This window comes from Phycicoccus sp. HDW14 (assembly GCF_011383005.1).
Taxonomy (GTDB): domain Bacteria; phylum Actinomycetota; class Actinomycetes; order Actinomycetales; family Dermatophilaceae; genus Phycicoccus.
The window spans coordinates 2225823-2248897 of record NZ_CP049935.1; the positions used below are offsets into that span (position 1 = coordinate 2225823).

Here is a 23075-nt window from a genome sequence, read left to right on the forward strand (position 1 = left end):
GCGCGAGGTGACCGCTCGACGGGACCGATAGGGTCGAACCATGCCGATCAGCAAGGTCCTCATCGCGAACCGCGGCGAGATCGCCGTTCGCATCGCCCGTGCCTGCAAGGACTCGGGCATCACGTCCGTCGCCGTGTACGCCGACCCCGACCGCGACGCCCTCCACGTCAAGGTCGCGGACGAGGCGCACGCCCTCGGCGGCTCGACCCCCGGTGAGTCCTACCTCTTGCAGGACAAGCTCATCGAGGTCGCCCACGCCGCCGGAGCGGACGCCGTCCACCCGGGCTACGGCTTCCTCGCCGAGAACGCCGGCTTCGCGCAGAAGGTCATCGACGCGGGCCTGGTCTGGATCGGCCCGGGACCCGAGGCCATCGACTCGCTCGGCGACAAGGTCAAGGCGCGACACATCGCGCTGGCCGCCGAGGCCCCGCTCGTGCCCGGCACGAAGGACCCCGTCGAGGGCCCCGACGAGGTCGTCGCGTTCGCGAAGGAGCACGGCCTGCCCGTGGCCATCAAGGCCGCGTACGGCGGCGGCGGTCGCGGCCTCAAGGTCGCCCGCACGCTCGAGGAGATCCCCGAGCTGTTCGACTCCGCCGTCCGCGAGGCGGTCACCGCCTTCGGCCGCGGCGAGTGCTTCGTCGAGCGCTTCCTCGACCACCCGCGCCACGTCGAGACCCAGTGCCTCGCCGACCAGCACGGCAACGTCGTCGTCGTCTCCACGCGCGACTGCTCGCTCCAGCGCCGCAACCAGAAGCTCGTCGAGGAGGCGCCCGCGCCCTTCATCACCGACGAGCAGCACACCGAGCTGCTCCGGGCGTCCAAGGAGATCCTCCGCCGGGCCGGCTACGTCGGCGCCGGCACCTGCGAGTTCCTCGTCGGGCCGCAGGGCGACATCAGCTTCCTCGAGGTCAACACCCGCCTCCAGGTCGAGCACCCGGTCTCCGAGGAGGTCACCGGCATCGACCTCGTCCGCGAGCAGTTCCGCATCGCGAACGGCGAGACCCTCGACTACCCGGACCCCGAGCCGCACGCGCACTCCATCGAGTTCCGCATCAACGGTGAGGACGCCGGCCGCGGCTTCCTCCCGGCGCCGGGCACCGTCAGCCGCCTCGTCGTGCCGCAGGGTCCCGGCGTCCGCTGGGACTCCGGCATGGTCGAGGGCGACACCGTCGCCGGGGCGTTCGACTCGATGATCGCCAAGCTCGTCGTCACCGGCCGCACGCGCCAGCAGGCGCTCGAGCGCGCGCGCCGCGCCCTCGCCGAGCTCGTCATCGAGGGAATGCCCACCGTCGTCCCCTTCCACCGCAAGGTCGTCGCCGACGCCGCGTTCGCCCCGGCCGACCCCGACTCGACGTTCTCGGTCCACACCCGCTGGATCGAGACCGAGTTCGACAACGACATCGAGGCCTACGCGGGCCCGTCGGGCGACGCCCCCGAGGCCGAGGAGCGTCAGACCGTCGTCGTGGAGGTCGGTGGCAAGCGCCTGGAGGTCTCCGTTCCCGGGGGCCTCTCCTTCGGTGGGGGTGGCGGCGGCTCGACCGTCAAGAAGAAGGCTCCCCGCCGCTCGGGTGGCGGCGCCGGTGGTGCAGCCGCCTCGGGCGACTCCCTCACCGCCCCGATGCAGGGCACGATCGTCAAGGTCAGCGTCGAGGAGGGGGCCACCGTGGCCGCCGGCGACCAGGTCGTCGTCCTCGAGGCCATGAAGATGGAGCAGCCGATCACCGCGCACAAGGCCGGTGTCGTCACGGGCCTGACGGCCGAGGTCGGCGCCACCGTGAGCAACGGCGCCGTCCTCTGCGAGATCAAGGACGCCGAGGCCCCCGCGGAGGGCTGACGCGCCCCCCTCGACCCCGTCGAAGGTACAGAACACGCCGTGCGAGCACCTGCTCACACGGCGTGTTCTGTACTTTCGACGGGTTGAGGCCTCAGGTGAGGTCGCGGCGGGGCTGCGGGTCGTCCCCGGTGCCGGGCGCCGGGTTGGGCGCGACCGGCGAGGGGTCGGCCGGGTCGTGCGGGTGCCACGGCTCGACCGGGTCGGGGTCGAGGGTGTCGGGCGCGTCCGGGTCGACGGGGTCGGGCGCCTCGGGCGAGGCGGGAAGGTCCTCGTCGGGCGGCTGCGGCAGGTCGGGGCCGGTCCCGGTCGACACGGCGCTCACGCCCGGGAACCCTGGGAGGGCGGCGGGGGCGGCGGCACCTGGCCACCACCTGGGCCCCCCACGACCCCGCCGGACCCGGTGGGCGGCAGGCCGAGGCCCTTGCGCAGGGCCTGGCCGCCCTTCCCGACCTTGTCGGCGTGCTGCGGACCGGCCTTGGAGCGCACGAAGCCCTCGACCCTCCCGATCGCCTCGTCGGCCTTCTGCGGGTTGTCGCGGGCGTAGTCCTTGACCTTCGTGACGGCGGCGATGAGCGCGGCCGCGCGGACCTTGGCCATGTCGTCCTCCTCGGGATGGGCTCTCACGGGGACAACCCATCCTGCCCGCGCGGAGTTCCCGACGGCGGCGGAGGTGTCAGGCGATGGCGTCAGGCGATGGGGTGCAGCCGGCGCGCCGCCTCGGCGATCGACCCCGACAGCGACGGGTACACCGTGAAGGTCGAGGCGACCTGGTCGACGTTGAGCCGGTGCTGCACGGCGAGGGTCACCGGGAAGATCAGCTCGGAGGCCCGCGGCGCGACGACCACTCCCCCGACGACGGCGCCGGACCCCTTCTGCGCGAACAGCTTCACGAAGCCGTCGGTGATGCCGAGCATCTTGGCGCGGGGGTTGCGGGCCAGCGGCAGCATGAGCACCTCGGCGTCGACCTTCGCGTCGTCGACGTCCTTCTGGGTGATGCCGACCGTGGCGATCTCGGGGTCGGTGAAGATGTTCGCCGACACGACCCCGAGGTTGAGCGGGGCCACGGCGTCACCGAGCGCGTGCGACATCGCGATGCGCCCCTGCATCGCCGCGACGGAGGCGAGCGGCAGGACGCCGGTGCAGTCCCCGGCTGCGTAGACCCCTCGCACCGACGTGCGCGACACCCGGTCGACGGCGACGTGGCCCGAGGGCAGAAGGTCGACCCCGACCTCCTCGAGCCCGATGCCCCGGGTCAGCGGCACCGACCCGACGGCCAGCAGCGCGTGCGTCCCGGTGACCTCGCGCCCGTCCTCGAGCCGGACGACCACGCCGTCGGCGGTGCGCTCGACCGCCGCCATCCGCGAGCGCCCGAGCACCTCCATCCCGCGCTTGCGGAACACGTCCTCGATGACGGCGGCGGCGTCCGGGTCCTCACCGGGCAGCACCCGGTCGCGCGAGGACACGAGGACGACCTCGGACCCCAGCCCGAGGTAGGCCTGGGCGAGCTCGGCGCCGGTGACACCGGACCCGACGACGACGAGCCGCTGCGGCAGCTCGCGCAGGTCGTAGATCTGCTGCCAGGTGAGGATGCGCTCGCCGTCCGGCACGGCGGTGTCCATCACCCGCGGTGAGGCACCGGTGGCGACGAGCACGACGTCGGCCTCGAGCTCCTCGGTGGCGGCGTCGGAGGCGACCCCGGAGGCGACCCGCACGGCGGTCGGCGACACGAGCGACCCGTCGCCCTCGACGACCCGGACCCCGACCTCGAGCAGCCGGGCCCGGATGTCGGCGCTCTGCGCCCGGGCCAGGGTCAGCACGCGGCGGTTGACCTCGGGCAGGTCGGCGACGGCGTCGGACACCTCGTCGCCCTCGAGGTCCTCGAGGTGGACGCCGAGGTCGGCCGCCGTCTCGAAATCGCTCATGTAGTCGGCGGTCGAGATGAGGGCCTTGCTCGGGACGCAGTCGGTGAGCACGGCGGCGCCGCCGATGCCGGTGCGCTCGACGACGGTGACCTCGGCCCCGAGGTGGGCGCCGACGAGGGCCGCCTCGTACCCGCCGGGGCCCCCGCCGAGGATGACGACTCTGCTCGACCGCGCGTTCACGGCCCCCATCCAACCACCCTCGTCGCAGGTCACGATCGGGCCACCCGGGGTGACGATGTGGCAAAGGTCCCTTTCCGAACCACTGGTCCCGACCCTAGAGTGCGACCGGGACCGCTGTCGGTCCCCGGCTCTCGCCGTCCCCCTCGAGGAGGTCCACATGTTCCGTCCCCTCGGCAGCCGGGCCGGTGTGCTCGCCGCCGCCGGCCTGACCGCTCTCGCGCTCGTCGCCTGTTCCCCGCCCACCGACGAGGGCTCCGGCGACTCGTCGTCGAGCGGTGGCTCGTCGGCCAAGACGGCCACGAGCGCCGAGGAGCTCGGCGGCATGGACGCGCTCGTCGCGGCGGCCAAGAAGGAGGGCGAGCTCAACGTGATCGCCCTCCCGCCGGACTGGGCGAACTACGGCGAGGTCATCAAGGCCTTCCAGGCGAAGTACCCCGAGATCAAGGTGACGAGCGACCAGCCCGACGCCAGCAGCGCCGACGAGATCGCCACCGCGAAGCGGCTCAAGGGCCAGTCCGGCGCCCCCGACGTCTTCGACCTCGGTGCCGCGGTCGCGCTCGCCAACACCGACATGTACGCCAAGTACAAGGTCGCGACCTTCAACGACATCCCGGCCGACTTCAAGGACGCCGACGGTGCGTGGGTCAACGACTACGGCGGCTACATGAGCATCGGCTACGACTCGGCCAAGGTGCCGGCGCCCACGAGCGTCAAGGACCTCCTCAAGGCCGACTACAAGGGCAAGGTCGCCCTCAACGGCAACCCCACCGAGGCCGGGGCCGCCTTCGCCGGCGTCCAGATGGTCTCGATCTCCGAGGGCGGCACCGCCGGTGACCTCACCAAGGGCGTCGACTTCTTCAAGCAGCTGAAGAGCGCGGGCAACTTCCTGCCCGTCGACCCGACCGCCGCGACCGTCGAGTCGGGCCAGACCCCGCTCGTCATCGACTGGGACTACCTCAACGCCGCGTACTCGGCGAAGCTCCCGACGTGGAAGGTCTTCGTGCCGAAGGAGGCCGTCGTCGCGGGCTACTACTACCAGGCGATCAACGCCGACGCCCCGCACCCGGCCGCCGCGCGGCTGTGGCAGGAGTTCCTCTACAGCGACGACGGCCAGAACCTCTGGCTCAAGGGCGGCGCCCGTCCGGTCCGCTTCGACGCGATGAAGACCGCCGGCACGCTCGACGAGACGGCGGCCGCCGCGCTGCCGGCCGTCGAGGGCACCCCGGTCGTCCCGACCCAGGCCGACTCCGACAGCGGCAAGAAGTACCTCGCCGACAACTGGGCCAACGCGGTTGGCTGAGTCGGCGACGGCCCGCCCCGCGGGGGCGCTGCGACGGCTGCGGCCGTCCGGCGCCCTCGCGGGGGTCGTGCCGTTCTTCGCCTACACCACCGTCTTCCTGCTGATCCCGACGCTCGTCGTCGTCATCGGCGCCTTCCTCGACGGTGACAACCGGTTCACCCTCGGCAACCTCGACGGGCTGTCCTCGCCCTCGGTCGTCCGGGGGATCGTGCAGTCGCTCGTGCTGTCGGCGGTGACCTCGGTCGGCGGCGCGGCCATCGGTGGGCTGCTCGCCTACGCCGTCAGCACCGCGCGGGACGGGTCGGTCACCAAGCGGTTCTTCACCTCCCTCTGCGGCGTGCTGGCCCAGTTCGGCGGTGTCGCCCTGGCCTTCGCGTTCATCGCCTCGTTCGGCGGCACCGGCCTGCTGACCGTCCTGCTCGGCAAGGTCGGCGTCAGCACGGGGACCGGGTTCTGGCTCTACGAGTGGGACAGCGGGCTGATGCTCGTGTACCTGTACTTCCAGATCCCGCTGATGCTCATCGTCTTCCTGCCCGCCGTCGAGGGGCTGCGCCCGCAGTGGCGCGAGGCCACCGAGACCCTCGGCGGCACGACGTGGACCTACTGGCGCCGGGTCGCGGCGCCCATCCTCTTCCCGTCCTTCGTCGGCGCCACCCTGCTGCTCTTCACGAACGCCTTCTCCGCGTACGCGACGGCCAAGGCCCTCGTCTCGCAGGGCTCCCCGCTCATCCCGCTGCAGATCGGCAGCACCTTCACCTCCGAGGTCATCCTCGGGCAGGAGAACCTCGGCAAGGCGATGGCCCTGGCGATGGTCGCCGTCGTCGCCGTCGTCATGGCCGTGTACGCCTGGCTCGACAAGCGCGCGAGCCGCTGGATGCAGCGATGAGCGGCCAGCGGGCCCGGTTCCGGCGCAAGCAGACCCTGCTGCGGTGGGTCGTCCTCGTCGTCGTGTTCCTGTTCTTCGTCCTCCCGCTGCTCGGCATGCTCGACTTCACGACGCAGGGGCCGGGCGGCCAGGGACGCACCCTCGCGACGTGGCGCACGCTCGCCGACGTCAGCACCATCTCCGTCGACTACCCGGCGCTGCGCGAGGGGTTCCTCGCCTCGGTCGGGCTCGCGGTCATCACCCCGGTCGTCATGCTCCTGCTCCTCGTGCCGACGATGACGTGGGTGCGGCTGCGGCTGCCGGGGCTCTCGCGCACCGTCGAGTTCATCTGCCTCCTGCCGCTCACCGTGCCGGCCATCGTCCTCGTCGTCGGCCTCACACCGGTCTACGCGTGGGTCTACTACTTCCTCGGCTCCTCGACGCTCACCCTGGCGCTGGCCTACGTCATCCTCGTGCTGCCGTACGCGTACCGCTCGCTCGACGCCGGCCTGCGCGCCATCGACGTGCGCACCCTCTCCGAGGCCGCCCGCTCCCTCGGGGCGAGCTGGTTCACGGTGATGTGGCGGGTCATCCTGCCCAACCTGCGCACCGCCGTCCTGTCCGCCTCGTTCCTCTCCGTCGCGCTCGTGCTCGGGGAGTTCACCATCGCGAACCTGTTCTCCAAGAAGAACCTCCAGGTCGCGATGTACGAGCTCGGCAAGTCCGACGCGAAGATCTCCGTCGCCGTCGGCCTCGCCGCCCTCGTGTTCGGCTTCGTCGTGCTCTTCGCGATGTCCTTCGTCGGCAGCGCTCGGGCCGGCACCTCCCCCTTCTCCCGCCTCCGCCGCCGCAAGGAGCCGTCCGCATGAGCGCCACCGCCACCGCGCAGGGCACGCCCGTCCAGCTGACCGACCTGCGCCGCGTCTACGGAGGCGTCGCCGCGCTCGACGGGCTGACGCTGCACCTCGAGCCCGGCGAGCTCGTCGCGCTGCTCGGGCCGTCCGGCTGCGGCAAGACCACCGCCCTGCGCTGCCTCGCCGGGCTCGAGGACCCCGACTCCGGCACCATCGAGGTCGGCGGCCGCGACGTCACCCGCATCCCGACGAACAAGCGCGACATGGGGATGGTCTTCCAGGCCTACAGCCTCTTCCCGCACATGACGGCCCGCCAGAACGTCGAGTTCGGCCTCGAGCTGCGGGGTCGCGACCGCTCGGCGCGCCGGGCCCGGGCCGCCGAGATGCTCGACCTCGTCGGGCTGGGGAAGCACGCCGACAAGTACGCCCACCAGATGTCCGGCGGCCAGCAGCAGCGGGTGGCCCTGGCGCGCGCGCTGGCCATCGAGCCGCAGGTGCTGCTCCTCGACGAGCCGCTCTCGGCGCTCGACGCGAAGGTGCGCACCCAGCTGCGCGACGAGATCCGGCGCATCCAGCTCGAGGTCGGCACGACGACGCTGTTCGTCACGCACGACCAGGAGGAGGCGCTCGCCGTCGCCGACCGGGTCGGGGTCATGTCGACCGGCCGGCTCGAGCAGGTCGCCGCACCGGCCGAGCTCTACACCTCCCCGCGCACCCCGTTCGTCGCCGACTTCGTCGGGCTGACCAACCGGCTGCGCGCGCGGGTCGAGGGCGGCCGGGCCCAGGTGCTGGGCGGAAGCATCCCGCTGCTCGAGGGCTCGGCCACCGGCCCCGACGTCGTCGTGCTCGTGCGCCCGGAGGGGGTCACGGTCGCGCCGGCCGAGGGCGCGTCGGCCGCCGGGTCGGCGAGCGTCGTCAGCGCGAGCTTCCTCGGCGGGCACGGACGCGTCATCGCCCGCACCACCGACGACGAGCTGGTCACCGTGCAGGTGCCGAACACCGACGTCACGCGGTACCGGCCGGGCGACGCGGTGGTCCTCGGCCCCCGCGGCGACGCGGCCCTCGCCGTCTCGGCCGACTAGGCCGACCGGGCCGGCTGCCCGGGAGCGTCCGCCGCGACACCGCGACGGGCCAGCCGGTCGCCGACGACCACGAGCACGGCGGTGGCCGCGGCGAGCGTGGCCAGGGCCGTGGCGGCCCCGAGTCGCTCGTCGACGGCGAAGGTGGGGATCATCCGCGAGGGCAGGGCGACGGCGAAGACCATCGCGACGACCGACCCCAGCCAGCTGCCCACCATGTTGCCGCGGTGCCCGCGGACGTCGCCGCGCCGGATGGCCAGCAGCCCGAGGGTCACCGTGACGAGCGTGACGAGGCTGAGGATGTGCAGCCAGCTGAAGGCGCCGTCGCGCAGGTGGCGGATCCAGAACGAGGACACCGCGGTCCACAGCATGAGGACGACCCAGACCCGGCCGAGCAGGCGGTGCCTGGTGTCGCCCTTGCGGCGTGACAGCTGGACGACACCGAGGCCGACCGAGACGACGGCCGCGGTGACGTGGGAGACGAGGAGGAGGGTCCAGGCGTGCACGGTCAGTCCTTCCGGAGAACGGTGGAGAGGGTGGTGACGACGTGGAGGAGGTCGTCGGGATCGGCCCCGACGGCCCGGACCGCGTCGTCGAAGCGGTCACCGAGCACGGCGCTGGACGCGGTGAGGCGGGTGACGCCCTCGGGCGTCAGGGCCAGCTCGCGGCGGTTGCCGTGCCCGCGGCCGACCTCGAGCAGCCCGTCGGCGGCGAGGCCGGCGACCATCCGGCTCGTCGCCGCCTCGCTCGCACCGAGCCCGTCGGCGAGCTCGCGCTGGGTGGGTCGGTCGAGGCGCGAGACGTGGAGCAGGACGAGGTAGCGCCGGTAGGTCAGGCCGCTCCCCGAGCGGGCCAGGAGGGCCTCGGCGCGGCGGTCCATCAGGGCGACGAGGACGTGGAGCTCGTGGGCGAGGGTGGGCACGTCCCCTAGACTTGCACATGCAACTTGCATGCGCAAGGTACCTGGTCGCCCCGTGTCCACCCGCGTCGCTAGGCTGCGCCCGTGACCGACACCGCCGCCGCCCACGACCTCTCCGACCCCGCCACCGACCCGTTCGAGGTCGCCCGCGCCGCCGCCGCCGTCATCGCCGAGCGCACCGGGGCCGAGCGCCACGACGTCGCGCTCGTGCTCGGCAGCGGCTGGGGCCAGGCCGGCGACCTCGTCGGCGAGACCCTGGCCACCATCGAGAACACCGACGTCCCGGGCTTCGGCAAGGCGGCGGTCGCCGGGCACAGCGGGTCGATGCGCTCGGTGGCCATCGGCGACACCGGCCGTCGTGCCCTCGTCTACGGCACCCGCACCCACTTCTACGAGGGCCGCGGCGTGCGGGCGGTCGTCCACGGGGTGCGCACGGCCGCCGCGGCCGGCTGCTCGACCATCGTCATCACCAACGGCTGCGGCGGGCTGAACCCCGACTGGGCGCCCGGCACACCGGTGCTCATCAGCGACCACATCAACCTCACCGCGCACTCCCCCATCGAGGGCGCCAACTTCGTCGACCTCACCGACCTGTACTCGCCGCGGCTGCGGGCGGTCGCGCAGGAGGTCGACCCCACCCTCGACGAGGGCGTGTACGTGCAGTTCCGCGGCCCCCACTACGAGACCCCGGCCGAGGTGCGGATGGCCAAGGTGCTCGGCGGCGACCTCGTCGGCATGTCCACCTCGCTCGAGGCGATCGCGGCCCGGCAGAGCGGCCTCGAGGTGCTCGGCGTCTCGCTCGTCACGAACGCGGCGGCCGGCATCTCCCCCGACCCGCTGAGCCACGAGGAGGTCCTCGAGGCCGGGCGGGCCGCCGCCGACCGCTGCGGTCGGCTGCTCGCGGCCGTCGTCGGACGCATCTGAGGTCGGGCGCCGTGGGCACGACGACCGACCTCGACACCCTCCTCGACGCCGCCCGCGCCTGGGCCGCCGACGACCCGGACCCCGCCACGCGGACCGAGCTCGAGGACCTCGCCGACCGGGCCGCCGATGGTGACGACGCCGCGCGCGAGGAGCTCGCCGACGCGATGTCGGGGATGCTCGAGTTCGGCACGGCCGGGCTGCGCGGGAAGCTCGGCGGCGGACCGAACCGGATGAACCGGGCCGTCGTCATCCGGGCCGCGGCCGGCCTCACGGCGTACCTGCGGACCCTCGACCCGGAGCCGTTCGTCGTCGTCGGCTACGACGCTCGGACCAACTCCGACGTCTTCGCGCACGACACGTGCGCGGTCGTCGTCGGGATGGGCGGGCGGGCCGTCGTGCTCCCCCACCCGCTGCCGACCCCGGTGCTGGCCTACGCGATCCGCCACCTCGGCGCCGACGCCGGCGTCATGGTCACCGCGTCGCACAACCCGCCGCAGGACAACGGGTACAAGGTCTACGTCGGCGACGGCTCGCAGATCGTGCCGCCGGTCGACGGGCTCATCGCGGGACGGATCGCCGCCGTGGCGTCGGTCGCGTCGGTCCCCCGGGCCACCGACGGCTGGGACACCCTCGGCGACGACGTGCTCGAGGCCTACCTCGCCGACGTCGTCACCGTCGTCTCGCCCGACAGCCCGCGCGACCTCACCGTCGTGCACACCGCGCTGCACGGCGTCGGGTCCGAGACCGTGCGCCGCGCGTTCCTCGCCGCGGGGTACGCGGCGCCGATCCCGGTGGCCTCGCAGGCCGAGCCCGACCCGATGTTCCCGACCGTCTCCTTCCCCAACCCGGAGGAGCCCGGCGCGATGGACGCCGCCCTCGAGCTGGCCGAGCAGACCTCGCCCGACGTCGTCATCGCCAACGACCCGGACGCCGACCGCTGCGCCGTCGCGGTGCCCGGGCCGGGCGGCTGGCGGATGCTGCGCGGCGACGAGGTCGGGGCGCTGCTGGGCTCGCACGTGCTGTCGCAGGGCGTCGAGCAGGACTCTCCCGACGCCGTGTTCGCGAACTCCATCGTCTCCTCCCGGCTGCTCGCGGCGATGTGCCGGGCGGCCGGCGTCCGGCACGAGGAGACGCTCACCGGCTTCAAGTGGATCGGGCGCGTGCCGGGCCTGCGGTACGGGTACGAGGAAGCGCTGGGGTACTGCGTCGACCCCGGCCACGTCCGCGACAAGGACGGCGTCTCGGCCGCCCTGGTCGTCGCCGAGCTCGCGGCCACCCTCAAGGCCGAGGGCCGTGGCCTCGTCGACCGGCTCGACGAGCTGGCCCGCGAGCACGGGGTGCACGCGACCGACGCCCTCTCGGTGCGGGTCGAGGACCTCTCGCTCATCGGTCGCGTCATGGACCGGCTGCGCGCATCCCCGCCGTCGTCCGTGGCCGGTGTGGAGGTCACGCGCGTCGACGACCTGGCCCGCGGCGACGGCGGCCTGCCGCCCACCGAGGGGCTGCGCTGGTTCCTCGCCGACGACTCGCGCGTCATCGTCCGGCCGTCGGGCACCGAGCCCAAGCTCAAGGTCTACCTCGAGGTCGTCGAGCCGGTCACCGCCGACGACCTGCGCGGGGCCCGCGAGCGCGCGGCCACCCGGCTGGCCGCGCTGCGGGCCGACCTCGAGGAAGCCACCCGCCCCTGAACGGCTCCTGACCCGCTCCCCACCTGTCGAACGTTGCTGGCGCCCCCTGCCGGCCGGTCGATATCGTCGGCCGGTGACCTCGCAGGGTGGCACCACCCCGGCGGCCCGACTCCCGCGGTCGGTCAGCCGACGCACGGTCGCGGCCGGGGCCGCGTGGAGCGTGCCGGTCATCGCCGTCGGTGCCGCCGCGCCGGCCATGGCCGCCTCGCGCTGCGGCCCCTCGCCGGCTTCGCCACGCCACCCTGGACCCTGACGACGAGCGGCACCAGCGTCGCCGGCACCGGGGCCGTCACCCTGAGCGGCGGCACCTTCGAGCAGACCCTCGACGCGGCGCGCGGCTCGACGTTCGTCGCCACGGTCTCCACGTCGCTCGCCGTCGTCGCCGGGGTGGTCTACACCTTCGTCCTCAGCTTCCGGGCCTACGTCACGAACACCCAGCCGATGCGGACCTTCCTCGACGTCCAGGGCTCGCCGCTCACCGGCGCCGCCCTCGTCGACACCTCGAGCCTGGCGGTCAACTCGGGGGGCAGCTACCACGTCTCCTCGCGCACGGCGTCCTACGTCGCGACGTCGACGGGGACGGTGACGGTGGCCGTGCGCACGAGCATCAGCACCCCGGGCAACACCTCGGCCACGAGTGGCGACGACATGCTCGTCTACCCGCTGGTCCTCAGCTGCGCCTGACCTCGAGGCGGGGTCCGCCGCCGCTGCCGACCGGCCGCGGTGGTGGCAGAACGTGACAGGACCGCCGCCTCGGCGTCGTCCGGAGGTGCCCGCTCCGGGGGCGTCCGGGGCCTCGGGACCCCCGTACACTCTCGGGGTGAGCACCGCGACCGACCTCGACCCCACGGCGCGCGCCCGCGACATCCTCGGGGTGTCCCGCCTGACCAACTCCGCACTCACCGGCTGGCTGCACGGCCTGCCCGGCGTGGACCAGGTCGGCTGCGAGGCCCGCGCGGCGGCCCTGTCCACCCGCTCGATCAAGACGACGAGCAAGGCGTGGGCCATCGACACCGCCATCTCGATGATCGACCTGACGACGCTCGAGGGCGCCGACACCCCGGCAAGGTCCGCGGCCTGGCCACGCGTGCGCTCGTGCCCGACCCGAGCGACCTCTCCACCCCCAGCCCCGCGGCAGTCTGCGTCTACGGCGACATGGTGCCGTTCGCCCGTGAGGTCATCGGCGACCGCGCCGTCAACATCGCCGCCGTCGCCACCGCGTTCCCCAGCGGCCGGGCCAGCCGGGCGGTCAAGCTCGCCGACACCCGTGACGCCGTGGCCAACGGCGCCGACGAGATCGACATGGTCATCGACCGCGGCGCCTTCCTCGCCGGCGACTACCTCGGCGTCTTCCGCGAGATCGCCGAGACCAAGGAGGCCTGCGGCGACGCGCGCCTCAAGGTGATCATGGAGACCGGCGAGCTCGTCACCTACGACAACGTGCGCCGCGCCTCGTGGCTCTCGATGCTCGCCGGCGGCGACTTCATCAAGACCTCCACGGGCAAGATCTCCCCTGCCGCGACCCTGCCGGTGACGCTCGTCATGCTCGAGGCCGTCCGCGACTGGCGCGACGCCACGGGCGAGCAGGTCGGCGTCAAGCCGGCCGGCGGCATCCGCACGAGCAAGGACGCCATCAAGTTCCTCGTCACCGTGTCCGAGGTCGCGGGCGAGGAGTGGCTGACCAACGAGTGGTTCCGCTTCGGCGCCTCGAGCCTGCTCAACGACCTCGTGCTGCAGCGGCAGAAGATGACGACGGGCGCCTACTCCGGCGCCGACTACGTCGCCGACGACGCCCCCAGCGGCTACTGACCCACCCCGACCAGCAAGGACACCCGATGCCCACCTTCGAGTACGCGCCGGCCCCGAGTCCCGGGCGGTCGTCGACATCGCGAGCAGCCACGGCCTGTTCATCGGCGGCGAGTTCGTCGAGGCCACCGGCGGCAAGCCGTTCAAGACCGTCAACCCCGCCACCGAGGAGGTCCTCTCCGAGGTCTCCGAGGCGACCGCCGACGACGTCGACGCCGCCGTGCGCGCCGCCCGCAGCGCCTACACCCGCGTCTGGTCGCGGATGAGCGGCGCCGACCGCGGCAAGTACCTCTACCGGATCGCCCGCATCCTCCAGGAGCGGGCCCGCGAGTTCGCCGTCCTCGAGACGCTCGACAACGGCAAGCCGATCAAGGAGAGCCGCGACGTCGACATCCCGCTCGTCGCGGCGCACTTCTTCTACCACGCGGGCTGGGCCGACAAGCTGTCGTACGCGGCGCTCGGCGACGACCCGCGGCCGGTCGGCGTCGTCGGCCAGGTCATCCCGTGGAACTTCCCGCTGCTCATGCTCGCCTGGAAGGTCGCCCCGGCCCTCGCGTGCGGCAACACGGTCGTGCTCAAGCCGGCCGAGACCACACCGCTCACCGCGCTGCTCTTCGCCGAGGTCTGCCAGCAGGCCGAGCTGCCCCGGGCGTCGTCAACATCGTCACTGGCGCGGGCGCCACCGGGCAGGCCATCGTCGACCACCCGGGCATCGACAAGCTCGCGTTCACCGGGTCGACCAACGTCGGCAAGATGATCGCCCGCTCGATCGCCGGAACGCGCAAGAAGGCCACCCTCGAGCTCGGCGGCAAGGGCGCGAACATCATCTTCGACGACGCCCCGGTCGACCAGGCCGTCGAGGGCATCGTCAACGGCATCTTCTTCAACCAGGGCCACGTGTGCTGCGCAGGCAGCCGGATCCTGGTGCAGGAGAACGTCGCCGACGAGGTCGTGCGCCGGCTGAAGCGCCGCCTCGGCACCCTGCGCGTCGGCGACCCGATGGACAAGAACACCGACGTCGGTGCCATCAACAGCCGCGCGCAGCTGACCCGCATCGAGGAGCTGACGGCCGCCGGCGCCGCCGAGGGTGCCGAGCGCTGGGACTCCGGCTGCGAGCTGCCCACCGCCGGGTTCTGGTTCCGCCCCACCGTGTTCACCGACGTCTCGCAGTCGCACCGCATCGCCCAGGAGGAGATCTTCGGGCCGGTCGTCTCGGTGCTCACGTTCCGCACCCCGGGCGAGGCGGTCGCCAAGGCGAACAACACGCCGTACGGCCTCTCGGCCGGCATCTGGACCGAGAAGGGCAGCCGCATCCTCTGGATGGCCGACCAGCTGCGCGCCGGTGTGGTGTGGGCCAACACGTTCAACAAGTTCGACCCCACCTCGCCGTTCGGCGGGTACAAGGAGTCCGGCTACGGCCGCGAGGGCGGCCGCCACGGGCTCGAGGCCTACGTGAAGACGGGAGCGCAGCAGTGAGCGCGCGGGTCGACGTCCGCAAGACGTACAAGCTGTACATCGGCGGGAAGTTCCCGCGCTCCGAGAGCGGCCGCTCCTACGAGGTGATGGCCGCCCCGTCCGGCCGGCGGGCGACGCCCCGCTTCCTCGCCAACGCGGCGATGGGCTCGCGCAAGGACGCCCGCGACGCGGTCGTGGCGGCGCGCAAGGCCCAGCCGGGGTGGGCCGGGGCCACCGCGTACAACCGCGGGCAGGTGCTCTACCGCGTCGCCGAGGTGATGGAGGGCCGCCGGGCGCAGCTCGTCCAGGACGTCCGTGACTCCGAGGGCCTGACGCCGACGCGCGCCGAGGCCGTCGTCTCCGCCGCCATCGACCGCTGGGTCTGGTACGCGGGCTGGTCCGACAAGTACCCGCAGGTGCTCGGCGGGCTCAACCCGGTCGCCGGGCCGTACTTCGACATCTCGGCACCCGAGCCGACGGGGGTCGTGGCCGTGCTCGCGCCGCAGTCCTCCTCGCTGCTCGGGCTCGTGTCCGTCGTCGCGCCGGTCGTCGTGTCGGGCAACACCTGCGTCGTACTGGCGTCCGAGGAGCGGCCGCTGCCGGCCATCGACCTCGCCGAGTGCCTGGCGACCTCCGACGTGCCGGGCGGCGTGGTCAACGTCGTCACGGGTCGCACCGCCGAGGTCGCGCCGTGGCTGGCCTCGCACCGCGACGTCAACGCCATCGACCTCACGGGCGCCGCGGGTGCCGACGGGGTCGTGTGGGGTGACCTCGAGCTCGCCGCGGCCGACAACCTCAAGCGCGTGCTGCGCCCGGGCGGGTCGGGGGCCGAGGCGGTGGAGCCGGACTTCGAGGCGACGCCCGACCTCTCCCGGCTCACGGCCTTCCTCGAGACCAAGACCGTCTGGCACCCCAAGGGCCGCTGACCGCCCACCCCACCCCACCTCACCGCGAACGTGTGTGAAGACCGTCGGCATGCCGACGGTCTTCACACACGTTCGGGGGACATCGGGGCGGCGCTAACCCCTCGACGGGGGTCGACCGGTTGTACGGTCCGAGGATGGCAGCAGACACCGGCACCCTCGAGACCGCGCTCGACCAGCTCGTCGACCTCGTCGATGAGGTGGACGACGACACCGCCGGGCGCCCGACCCCCTGCCGCGACTGGACCGTCGACGACCTCGTCGACCACGTCGTGAACGGCGTGCAGAACTTCGCCCGCGGTGTGCGGGGCGAGGAGGTCGACTGGTCGACCCCGACGCCGCACGTCGAGGGCGACCGGGCCACCGCCCTGCGCGCCGCCGGCGACGACCTGCTCGCCGCCTGGGCCGACGCCCCCGCCGACGCCGACGGCCCGCCGCCCGAGTGGCAGTGCTCCGAGCTCGCCGTGCACACGTGGGACCTCGCGCGCGGGCTCGGGCGGGACACCGGCGACCTCGACCCGGCCGTCGCCGAGAGGGGCGCGACCTTCATGGAGCAGGGCCTGACCGACGACAACCGCGGCGAGGCGTTCGGGCCGGCCCGCGAGGCACCAGCGGGCGCCGACGCCTACACCCGGCTCGCCGCCTTCGCCGGCCGCGAGGTCTGACGGCGCTGGCCGACTCCCCGGGAGGCTCGACCGGGCCCCGACCCGGCCGACCCTCCCCCCGGGGCACGAGCCGGATGCGGGAGTGGTCACCCCCGCGCCCGAGGCCGGGACCGGCCCGTCGGTGGCTCAACGTAGCCTGCGCCGATGGCCACCGCACCGCGCCGCCGCCTCACCGACGAGGTGCCGTCCGCCACCGTCCGACGGCTGGGCCGACTGTGCCTGCGCCTCCCGGACGCCTACGAGGAACCCGCGTGGGTCGGCACCCGCTGGCGGGTGCGGACCCGCACGTTCGTCCACGTGCTCGGCATCGAGGACCCCGTCGACGGCACCTCGGTCGTCATGACCTTCCGCGCCTCGGGTGCGGAGCTCGAGGCGCTGCGGCACGCCGGGCCGCCCTTCTACGTCCTCGGCTGGGGCCGCGACGCGATGGGCCTGACCCTCGGCGAGCACACCGACTGGGAGGAGGTCGCCGAGCTCGTCGTCGAGTCCTACTGCGTCATGGCCCCGAAGAAGCTGGTCGCCCTCGTCGACCGCCCCGGGCCCGCCTAGACTCGCCACCCGTGGACGGACGGGCTGCTGACGAGGACCTCGGGTCCCCCGCCACCGACCGCCGACGGGTGGTCGTGCTGGCCGGCCCGAGCGGCTCGGGCAAGTCCCGCCTCGCGAACCGCCTGCACGCCGCGCGCGGCTGGCCGGTCTTCCGGCTCGACGACTTCTACCGTGACGAGGACGACCCGGCGATGCCCCGCCAGGCCGAGCTCGGCATCGTCGACTGGGACCACCCCGACAGCTGGGACGCCGACCGCGCCCTCGCCGCCCTCCGTGAGCTCCTCGACACCGGCCGCACCGAGCTGCCGGTCTACGACATCTCGAGCAGCCGCGCGGTCGGCAGCCACGAGGTGACCGCGCGTCCCGACGACCTCGTGCTCGCCGAGGGCATCTTCGCCGCCGAGGTCGTGGGCCGGCTCGACGCCGAGGGGATGCTGCACAGCGCGTGGTGCGTCCGGCACCGACCGGCCGTCACGTTCGTCCGCCGGCTGCTGCGTGACCTGCGCGAACGCCGCAAGCCGCCGGCCGTCCTCCTCCACCGGGGCTGGGTGCTGATGCGCGACGAGCCGGGCATCGTCGCCCGGCAGACGGCCCTGGGCGCCGTGGGTTCTCGCGCCTCGGCCGTGGAGCGCGAGCTGCTCGGTTAGGGTGGCGCCGTGGCGAGCGAGGGGGCACGAGGATGAGCGACCAGCCGTGGGTGGCACCGGGATCCCCGTCGGCGGGCCCACCACCGGGGACCACCCCGCCCGCGCCCGGCGCCGGGTCCCCGCCGCCTCCTCCGCCCGGCTCGTACCCTCCCCCGGGCTCCTACCCTCCCCCCGGCTCGTACCCTCCCCCCGGCTCGTACCCTCCGCCCGGCTCGTCCCCGCCTCCGGGTGCCCGGCCCGCGCCGTACCGCTCGATGGAGTTCCGCCCCGGCATCGTCGCCCTGCGCCCGCTGCGGATCGGTGACCTCTACGGCGGCGTGCTCAAGGCGGTGCGTGGCAACCCCGCCGCCACCATCGGCCTCGCGGCGCTGACCACCTTCGCCTTCCTCCTCCCGACGACCGCCCTCGGCGCCTGGCTCTCCGGGCAGAGCGGGCTCGGTGTCCTCGACGAGTCCGCCGCCGCCTCCGACACCCTGCCCGACGGCGCGGGCGCCGGACTGTTCGGTGTCTACCTGCCGACCATCGGGCAGCTGCTCTCGGGGATCCTCCTCGCGGGCTTCCTCGCCCAGGTCGTCGGCCAGGCGGTGCTCGGCCGGAAGGTCTCGATGTCCGAGGTGTGGCGCGCGACCCGCGGGCGGCTGCTCGCGATGGTCGGCGCCGTCCTCGTGACGATCGTCGCCTTCCTCCTCGTCCTCGCCGTGACCGTCGGCGGGCCCATCGCGATCGGCGTCGCCACGGTCGGCACGGACATGTCGGACATCGGGCTGGTCATCCTCCTCGTGTTCGTCAGCGTCGTCGCGACCGTCCTGGCCCTGGCCTTCCTCGGCACGAAGTGGGCCTTCGCCACCCCGGCCATCGTCCTCGAACGGGTCGGGGTCTTCCGGGGCTGGGTCGCTCGTGGGGGCTCGTCGGCAGCCCCCTGCGCGCCCCCTTCTGGCGGATCTTCGGGCTCCGGCTGCTCACGGCCCTCATCGTCGGCACGGCGTCCTCCGTCATCACCCTGCCGATCACGCTGCTCCTCGTCGTCATCGGGGTCGTGGCCGTCGGTGACGGCGCCGACGGTGCGACGCCCCTCGTCGTCCAGACGGTCAGCACGGGCATCGCCGGCCTCATCACCGGCGCCCTGACCACCCCGTTCAGCGCCGGGGTCGACGCCCTCCTCTACGTCGACGCGCGCATCCGCTCCGAGGGCCTCGACGTGCGGCTCATCCAGGCCACGCAGGGAGCCGCACCGCCGCCCTGGCCGCTCACCACGCCGTGACCCCGTCGGACGCACCGCTCGACCCCTCCTCGGAGCAGGCCCGGCGCTGGCTCGAGGAGGAGCTCTCGAGCCCGCGCTACCACGCGCAGCCCGGCCTCCTGGACCGGATCCGGGAGTTCATCGAGCGGCTCCTCAACGCCTCGCCGGGCGGGGGCCTGCCGTCGTTCGCCGTGCCGATCGCCGTCGGGCTGGTCCTCGCCGTCGTCGGCCTCGTCCTGTGGCGGGTGCTGCGCCGGGAGGTCGGTCGCACGGGCGGTGAGGGCCTCGGCGTCCTCGACGTGCCCGACGTCCCGGCCGCCGAGCTGCGCGCCTCCGCCCGGTCGGCGCTGGCCCGGGGCGACTGGGACCTCGCCGTCCTCGACGGGGTGCGCGCCGTGGCCCGCGGCGCCGTCGAGCGGGTCGTCCTCGACGACGCCCCCGGTCGCACCGCCCACGAGGTCGCCCTCGCCCTGAGCACCCCGTTCCCGGCCGAGAGCGGCCCGCTCGTCGACGCGGCCGATGCCTTCGACGCCGTCCGCTACGGACACCGCCGTGCGGGCGAGGAGACGGCCCGCGCCGTGCTCGCCCTCGACGACCGGCTCGCCGAGGCCCGCCCGGCGCGGCCCGGTCGGGTGGCCGACGACGTCCCGGCGAGGGCGGCACCGTGAGCGCCTCCACCTCCAGCCCTCCTTCCACCGCCCCGGCGCCGGTCGCGGCGGCCGGCGTCGACGGCCGCCGGGCCCTGCGCCGCGGCCGCACCGTCGTCGTGTGGGTCCTCCTGCTCGTGGTCGGAGGGGCGGTCCTCGCCCTCGCGGCCGGCAGCCCCCGCCCGCGGACTACCTGCACCCCGACGGCACCGGCCAGTCGGGCACCAAGGCGCTCGTCGAGGTGCTGCGCGACCAGGGCATCGACGTCGACGTCGTGAGCACCTCCCAGGACGCCGTCGACGCCGCGGGCGACGGCCGACCGGCCACCGTCGTCGTCGGCAACTCCGACCTGCTCACCGACTCCGCCGCCCGGCGCCTGCTCGAGGGGACGCGCGGCGCCGACCGTGTCGTGTTCCTCGACGGCGCCCCCGGCGTGCTGCTGAGTCTCGACCTCGGGCTCTCGGTCGGCCTCCCGGCCGAGCGGCCCGCGGCCGCCGACTGCTCGCTGCCGTGGGTCGCGGGCGGCGACCGGGTCACGCACCTGTCGTGGGCCATCGTCCCGAGCGACGAGGCCCGTCGCGACGGTGCCCGGGGCTGCTTCCCCACCGGCTCCGACGACCCCGCGCTGCCGTCCGGCTTCGCGGCCGTCGAGGTGCCGGCCGGGCCCGACCACGCCGCCGTCACGGTCGTCGGCATGCCGGACGCCGCGACCAACCGCTTCGTCACCGAGGCCGACAACGCCGGGCTCGTCGTCCGCCTGCTCGGCGGCTCACCGCATCTCGTCTGGTACCACCCGGACGACGAGGACGCCACGGCCAACCCCTCGACCACCGACGCCTCGGTGTGGCCGGAGTGGGTCGGGCCCGGGATGGTGGTCCTCGCGCTGGCCTTCGTCGCCTTCGCCCTCGCGCGCGGCCGCCGACTCGGCCGACTGGTCCCCGAGCCGCTTCCCGTCGTCGTGCGCGCCGCCGAGACCACCGAGAGCCGCGCCGAGCTGTACCGCGCGTCCGGCGACCGCGACCGCGCGGCCCGGGTCCTGCGGCTGGCGACCACGGGGCGGCTGGCCACCCGGCTCGGGATGTCCGCCGGCGCCCCGGCCGACGAGGTCGCACCCGTCGCCGCCGCGGCCGCCGGCCTCCCACCCGCCGACGTCGACCGGCTCCTGCGCGGGCCGGCCCCCGCCGACGAGCAGGGTCTCGTCACCCTCGCCCAGCAGCTCGCCCACCTCGAGGAGAAGGTCCGTACGTCATGACTGACACCCCCACCACGCCCGCGCCCGCCGCCGGGGCTCCGACCTCGGGGCCCCCGCCCTCGGGGTCTCGGCCGGCGACGCCCGCGCCGCGCTCGTCCGCGTCCGCGAGGAGGTCGCCAAGGCCGTCGTCGGTCAGGACGCCGCCGTCGCCGGGATGCTCGTCGCGCTGCTCTGCCGCGGCCACATCCTCCTCGAGGGCGTGCCCGGCGTGGCCAAGACGCTGCTCGTGCGCTCCCTGGCCGCCTCGCTCGACGTCGGCACCAAGCGCGTCCAGTTCACCCCCGACCTCATGCCCGGCGACCTCACCGGCTCGCTGGTCTACGACGCCCGGGAGAGCGACTTCTCGTTCCGCCCCGGCCCGGTGTTCACCAACCTGCTCCTCGCCGACGAGATCAACCGCACGCCGCCGAAGACCCAGTCCGCGCTGCTCGAGGCGATGGAGGAGCGGCAGGTCTCCGTCGACGGCACGGCCCACCGGCTCGAGGCGCCGTTCCTCGTCGCCGCCACGCAGAACCCCGTCGAGTACGAGGGCACCTACCCGCTGCCCGAGGCCCAGCTCGACCGCTTCCTCCTCAAGGTCGTGCTGCCGGTGCCCGAGCGGGCCGACGAGGTCTCGGTGCTGCGCCGGCACGCCTCGGGCTTCGACCCGCGCGACCTCGCCGCGGCCGGCATCCGTCCGGTCGCATCGGCCGCCGACGTCGAGGCCGGTGCCGCCGCCGTCCGTCGGGTCCAGGTGTCCGACGAGGTCATCGGCTACGTCGTCGACCTCGCCCGCGCGACCCGGCACTCGCCGTCGCTGGCCCTCGGGGTCTCGCCGCGTGGCGCCACCGCGCTGATGGCCACCAGCCGCGCGTGGGCCTGGCTGAGCGGCCGCGACTACGTGACGCCGGACGACGTCAAGGCGCTCGCGGTCGCCACCCTCGCCCACCGGCTGATGCTGCGCCCCGAGGCCGAGCTCGAGGGCACGTCGGTCACCTCGGTGCTGCACGGCGTGCTGGCGTCGGTCCCCGTCCCGCGCTGATGGCCCTGACGACGCGCGCCGCGGCGCTGCTGCTGCTCGGCCTCGTCCCCGTCGTGCTGCGGCCGGCGGGGTCGACGGTCTGGGCGTGGCTGCTCGTGTGGCTCGTCGTCGTGGGGGCCGACCTGCTGCTCGCCGTGTCGCCCAGCCGGGTGCGGATGGTCCGCGAGGGCGAGGCGCTGCAGGTGCGGCTCGGGGAGTCGGTGACGACGTCGCTGGTCCTCGAGAACACCACCGGCCGGACGGCGCGCGGGCTGCTGCGCGACGGTTGGCCGCCCTCTGCCGGAACGCGACCCGCGCGGCACCGGGTGTCCGTACCGGCCGGCGAGCGCCGGCGGGTGACGACGACGCTCGTGCCGACGCGACGCGGCGACCGGGCCGCCGACCGGGTGACGCTGCGCCTGGCGGGGCCGCTCGGGGTGGCTGCCCGCCAGCGCTCGGTGCAGGTGCCGGGCCGGGTCCGGGTGCTGCACGCGTTCCCGTCGCGCAAGCACCTGCCGAGCCGGCTCGCGGTGCTCCGTGAGCTCGACGGACGGGCGGCCGTGCGCACCCGTGGGCAGGGCACCGAGTTCGACAGCCTGCGCGACTACGTCGAGGGCGACGACGTGCGGTCCATCGACTGGCGGGCGACGGCCCGCCGCCGTCACCTCGTCGTGCGCACCTGGCAGCCCGAGCAGCACCGGCGCATCGTCATCGTCATCGACACGGGGCGGACCAGCGCCGGCCGGGTCGACGACGCCCCCCGCCTCGACGCCGCGATGGACGCCGCCCTGCTGCTCACGGCGCTGGCCGGGCACGCCCGCGACCGCGTGCAGGTCGTGGCCGGTGATCGGCGGGTCCACGCCCGCATCACCGGCGCCGACCGCGCCACCCTCCTGCACGACGTCATCAGCACGCTCGCCCCGGTCGACCCGCAGCTCGTCGAGACCGACTGGTCGGTGCTGGCCTCGGAGGTCACCCGCTCGACCCACCGCTCGCTCGTCGTGCTGCTGACGCCCCTCGAGCCGGCGGCCGTCGAGGAGGGCCTCGTGCCGGTGCTGCCGGCGCTCGTGGCGCACCACCGGGTCGTCGTCGCGTCGGTGTCCGACCCCGTGCTCGACCGGATGCGCGACGCGCGCGACGGGTCGCAGGAGGTGTGGGGCGCCGTCGCCGCCGAGCGCACCGCGTCCTTGCGTCGGGGTGCCGCCTCCGCCCTCGGTCGGCTCGGCGTCGACGTCCTCGACGCCCCGCCCGAGGACCTCGCCGTGCGGCTCGCCGACCACTACCTCGCGCTCAAGCGCGAGGGCCTGCTCTGACCGGTCGGGCCGT

At 74.2% G+C, this 23075-nt stretch carries 23 protein-coding genes and 3 pseudogenes; 21 read left to right on the top strand and 5 right to left on the bottom strand.

Annotated features, from left to right (window positions below; all coding sequences use genetic code 11):
- The first annotated feature begins 40 nt into the window (after positions 1-40).
- The gene (locus tag G7075_RS10895; protein ID WP_166121751.1) at positions 41-1834 is read left to right on the top strand and encodes a biotin carboxylase N-terminal domain-containing protein; all 1794 of its coding nucleotides are present in this window, start codon (positions 41-43) and stop codon (positions 1832-1834) included.
- Between the two features lie 91 nt (positions 1835-1925).
- Here G7075_RS10895 and G7075_RS10900 read toward each other — a convergent pair whose 3' ends face one another.
- The 3 genes from G7075_RS10900 to G7075_RS10910 form a co-directional block, all read right to left on the bottom strand.
- The gene (locus G7075_RS10900) at positions 1926-2156 is read right to left on the bottom strand and encodes a hypothetical protein (RefSeq protein WP_166121753.1); all 231 of its coding nucleotides are present in this window, start codon (positions 2154-2156) and stop codon (positions 1926-1928) included.
- The gene (locus G7075_RS10905) at positions 2153-2431 is read right to left on the bottom strand and encodes an antitoxin (RefSeq protein ID WP_166121755.1); all 279 of its coding nucleotides are present in this window, start codon (positions 2429-2431) and stop codon (positions 2153-2155) included. The genes G7075_RS10900 and G7075_RS10905 overlap by 4 nt, the downstream gene beginning before the upstream one ends.
- Before the next feature lie 89 nt (positions 2432-2520).
- Entirely contained in the window at positions 2521-3945 is a 1425-nt protein-coding gene (locus tag G7075_RS10910) for an NAD(P)H-quinone dehydrogenase (RefSeq protein WP_166121757.1), read from the bottom strand.
- Between the two features lie 148 nt (positions 3946-4093).
- Here G7075_RS10910 and G7075_RS10915 point away from each other — a divergent pair, with 148 nt between their 5' ends.
- Genes G7075_RS10915 through G7075_RS10930 form a run of 4 tightly spaced genes read left to right on the top strand, consistent with a single transcriptional unit; the run spans position 4094 to position 8037 of the window.
- The gene (locus G7075_RS10915) at positions 4094-5236 is read left to right on the top strand and encodes an ABC transporter substrate-binding protein (RefSeq protein ID WP_166121759.1); all 1143 of its coding nucleotides are present in this window, start codon (positions 4094-4096) and stop codon (positions 5234-5236) included.
- Entirely contained in the window at positions 5229-6122 is an 894-nt protein-coding gene (locus G7075_RS10920) for an ABC transporter permease subunit (protein ID WP_240917547.1), read from the top strand. The genes G7075_RS10915 and G7075_RS10920 overlap by 8 nt, the downstream gene beginning before the upstream one ends.
- Positions 6119-6970, top strand: a complete 852-nt coding sequence (locus G7075_RS10925; protein ID WP_166121761.1) for an ABC transporter permease — start codon at positions 6119-6121, stop codon at positions 6968-6970. The genes G7075_RS10920 and G7075_RS10925 overlap by 4 nt, the downstream gene beginning before the upstream one ends.
- Entirely contained in the window at positions 6967-8037 is a 1071-nt protein-coding gene (locus G7075_RS10930; RefSeq protein ID WP_166121763.1) for an ABC transporter ATP-binding protein, read from the top strand. Before G7075_RS10925 ends, G7075_RS10930 begins: the two co-directional genes overlap by 4 nt.
- Here the strand turns inward: G7075_RS10930 and G7075_RS10935 are convergent.
- Together G7075_RS10935 and G7075_RS10940 are read right to left on the bottom strand one after the other, a co-directional pair.
- Positions 8034-8540, bottom strand: coding sequence for a DUF2306 domain-containing protein (locus G7075_RS10935; RefSeq protein ID WP_166121765.1), 507 nt, complete (start codon positions 8538-8540; stop codon positions 8034-8036). The two genes, G7075_RS10930 and G7075_RS10935, sit on opposite strands and share 4 nt — an antisense overlap.
- A 2-nt stretch (positions 8541-8542) precedes the next feature.
- Positions 8543-8956, bottom strand: coding sequence for a MarR family winged helix-turn-helix transcriptional regulator (locus G7075_RS10940; RefSeq protein ID WP_166121767.1), 414 nt, complete (start codon positions 8954-8956; stop codon positions 8543-8545).
- An 81-nt stretch (positions 8957-9037) separates the two neighbouring features.
- Here G7075_RS10940 and G7075_RS10945 point away from each other — a divergent pair, with 81 nt between their 5' ends.
- The 16 genes and pseudogenes from G7075_RS10945 to G7075_RS11020 all read left to right on the top strand — a co-directional run bounded on the left by G7075_RS10945 (position 9038) and on the right by G7075_RS11020 (position 23062).
- Complete coding sequence (locus G7075_RS10945; RefSeq protein WP_166121769.1) at positions 9038-9877, top strand: purine-nucleoside phosphorylase; 840 nt, start codon at positions 9038-9040, stop codon at positions 9875-9877.
- An 11-nt stretch (positions 9878-9888) separates the two neighbouring features.
- Positions 9889-11565: a phospho-sugar mutase gene (locus G7075_RS10950; protein WP_166121771.1), complete on the top strand. Its 1677-nt coding sequence runs from the start codon at positions 9889-9891 to the stop codon at positions 11563-11565.
- Between the two features lie 153 nt (positions 11566-11718).
- A complete protein-coding gene (locus tag G7075_RS10955; RefSeq protein ID WP_166121773.1) occupies positions 11719-12249 on the top strand; it encodes a hypothetical protein in 531 nt (176 codons plus the stop codon).
- Positions 12250-12385: 136 nt separating this feature from the next.
- Positions 12386-13374, top strand: a pseudogene (gene deoC, locus G7075_RS10960) (deoxyribose-phosphate aldolase).
- Between the two features lie 26 nt (positions 13375-13400).
- Positions 13401-14847, top strand: a pseudogene (locus G7075_RS10965) (aldehyde dehydrogenase family protein).
- Entirely contained in the window at positions 14844-15752 is a 909-nt protein-coding gene (locus G7075_RS10970) for an aldehyde dehydrogenase family protein (RefSeq protein ID WP_166121774.1), read from the top strand. The pseudogene G7075_RS10965 and the gene G7075_RS10970 overlap by 4 nt, the downstream one beginning before the upstream one ends.
- Positions 15753-15886: 134 nt before the next feature.
- Complete coding sequence (locus G7075_RS10975; RefSeq protein WP_166121776.1) at positions 15887-16414, top strand: maleylpyruvate isomerase family mycothiol-dependent enzyme; 528 nt, start codon at positions 15887-15889, stop codon at positions 16412-16414.
- 144 nt (positions 16415-16558) lie between these two features.
- Complete coding sequence (locus G7075_RS10980; RefSeq protein ID WP_166121778.1) at positions 16559-16963, top strand: MmcQ/YjbR family DNA-binding protein; 405 nt, start codon at positions 16559-16561, stop codon at positions 16961-16963.
- A gap of 11 nt (positions 16964-16974) precedes the next feature.
- Positions 16975-17610 carry an ATP-binding protein gene (locus G7075_RS10985; RefSeq protein ID WP_240917548.1) on the top strand — a complete coding sequence of 212 codons (636 nt, stop codon included), beginning with the start codon at positions 16975-16977 and terminating at the stop codon, positions 17608-17610.
- A 254-nt stretch (positions 17611-17864) separates the two neighbouring features.
- Positions 17865-18737, top strand: a complete 873-nt coding sequence (locus G7075_RS10990) for a hypothetical protein (RefSeq protein ID WP_166121780.1) — start codon at positions 17865-17867, stop codon at positions 18735-18737.
- Complete coding sequence (locus G7075_RS10995) at positions 18647-18871, top strand: hypothetical protein (protein ID WP_166121782.1); 225 nt, start codon at positions 18647-18649, stop codon at positions 18869-18871. The genes G7075_RS10990 and G7075_RS10995 overlap by 91 nt, the downstream gene beginning before the upstream one ends.
- Positions 18868-19518: a DUF4129 domain-containing protein gene (locus G7075_RS11000; protein ID WP_166121784.1), complete on the top strand. Its 651-nt coding sequence runs from the start codon at positions 18868-18870 to the stop codon at positions 19516-19518. Before G7075_RS10995 ends, G7075_RS11000 begins: the two co-directional genes overlap by 4 nt.
- Positions 19515-19775, top strand: coding sequence for a hypothetical protein (locus tag G7075_RS11005; RefSeq protein WP_166121786.1), 261 nt, complete (start codon positions 19515-19517; stop codon positions 19773-19775). Before G7075_RS11000 ends, G7075_RS11005 begins: the two co-directional genes overlap by 4 nt.
- Positions 19739-20749 carry a DUF4350 domain-containing protein gene (locus G7075_RS11010; RefSeq protein ID WP_166121788.1) on the top strand — a complete coding sequence of 337 codons (1011 nt, stop codon included), beginning with the start codon at positions 19739-19741 and terminating at the stop codon, positions 20747-20749. Before G7075_RS11005 ends, G7075_RS11010 begins: the two co-directional genes overlap by 37 nt.
- Positions 20746-21770, top strand: a pseudogene (locus tag G7075_RS11015) (AAA family ATPase). The gene G7075_RS11010 and the pseudogene G7075_RS11015 overlap by 4 nt, the downstream one beginning before the upstream one ends.
- Positions 21770-23062 carry a DUF58 domain-containing protein gene (locus G7075_RS11020; RefSeq protein WP_166121792.1) on the top strand — a complete coding sequence of 431 codons (1293 nt, stop codon included), beginning with the start codon at positions 21770-21772 and terminating at the stop codon, positions 23060-23062. Before G7075_RS11015 ends, G7075_RS11020 begins: the two are co-directional and overlap by 1 nt.
- The last annotated feature ends 13 nt before the right edge of the window (positions 23063-23075 follow it).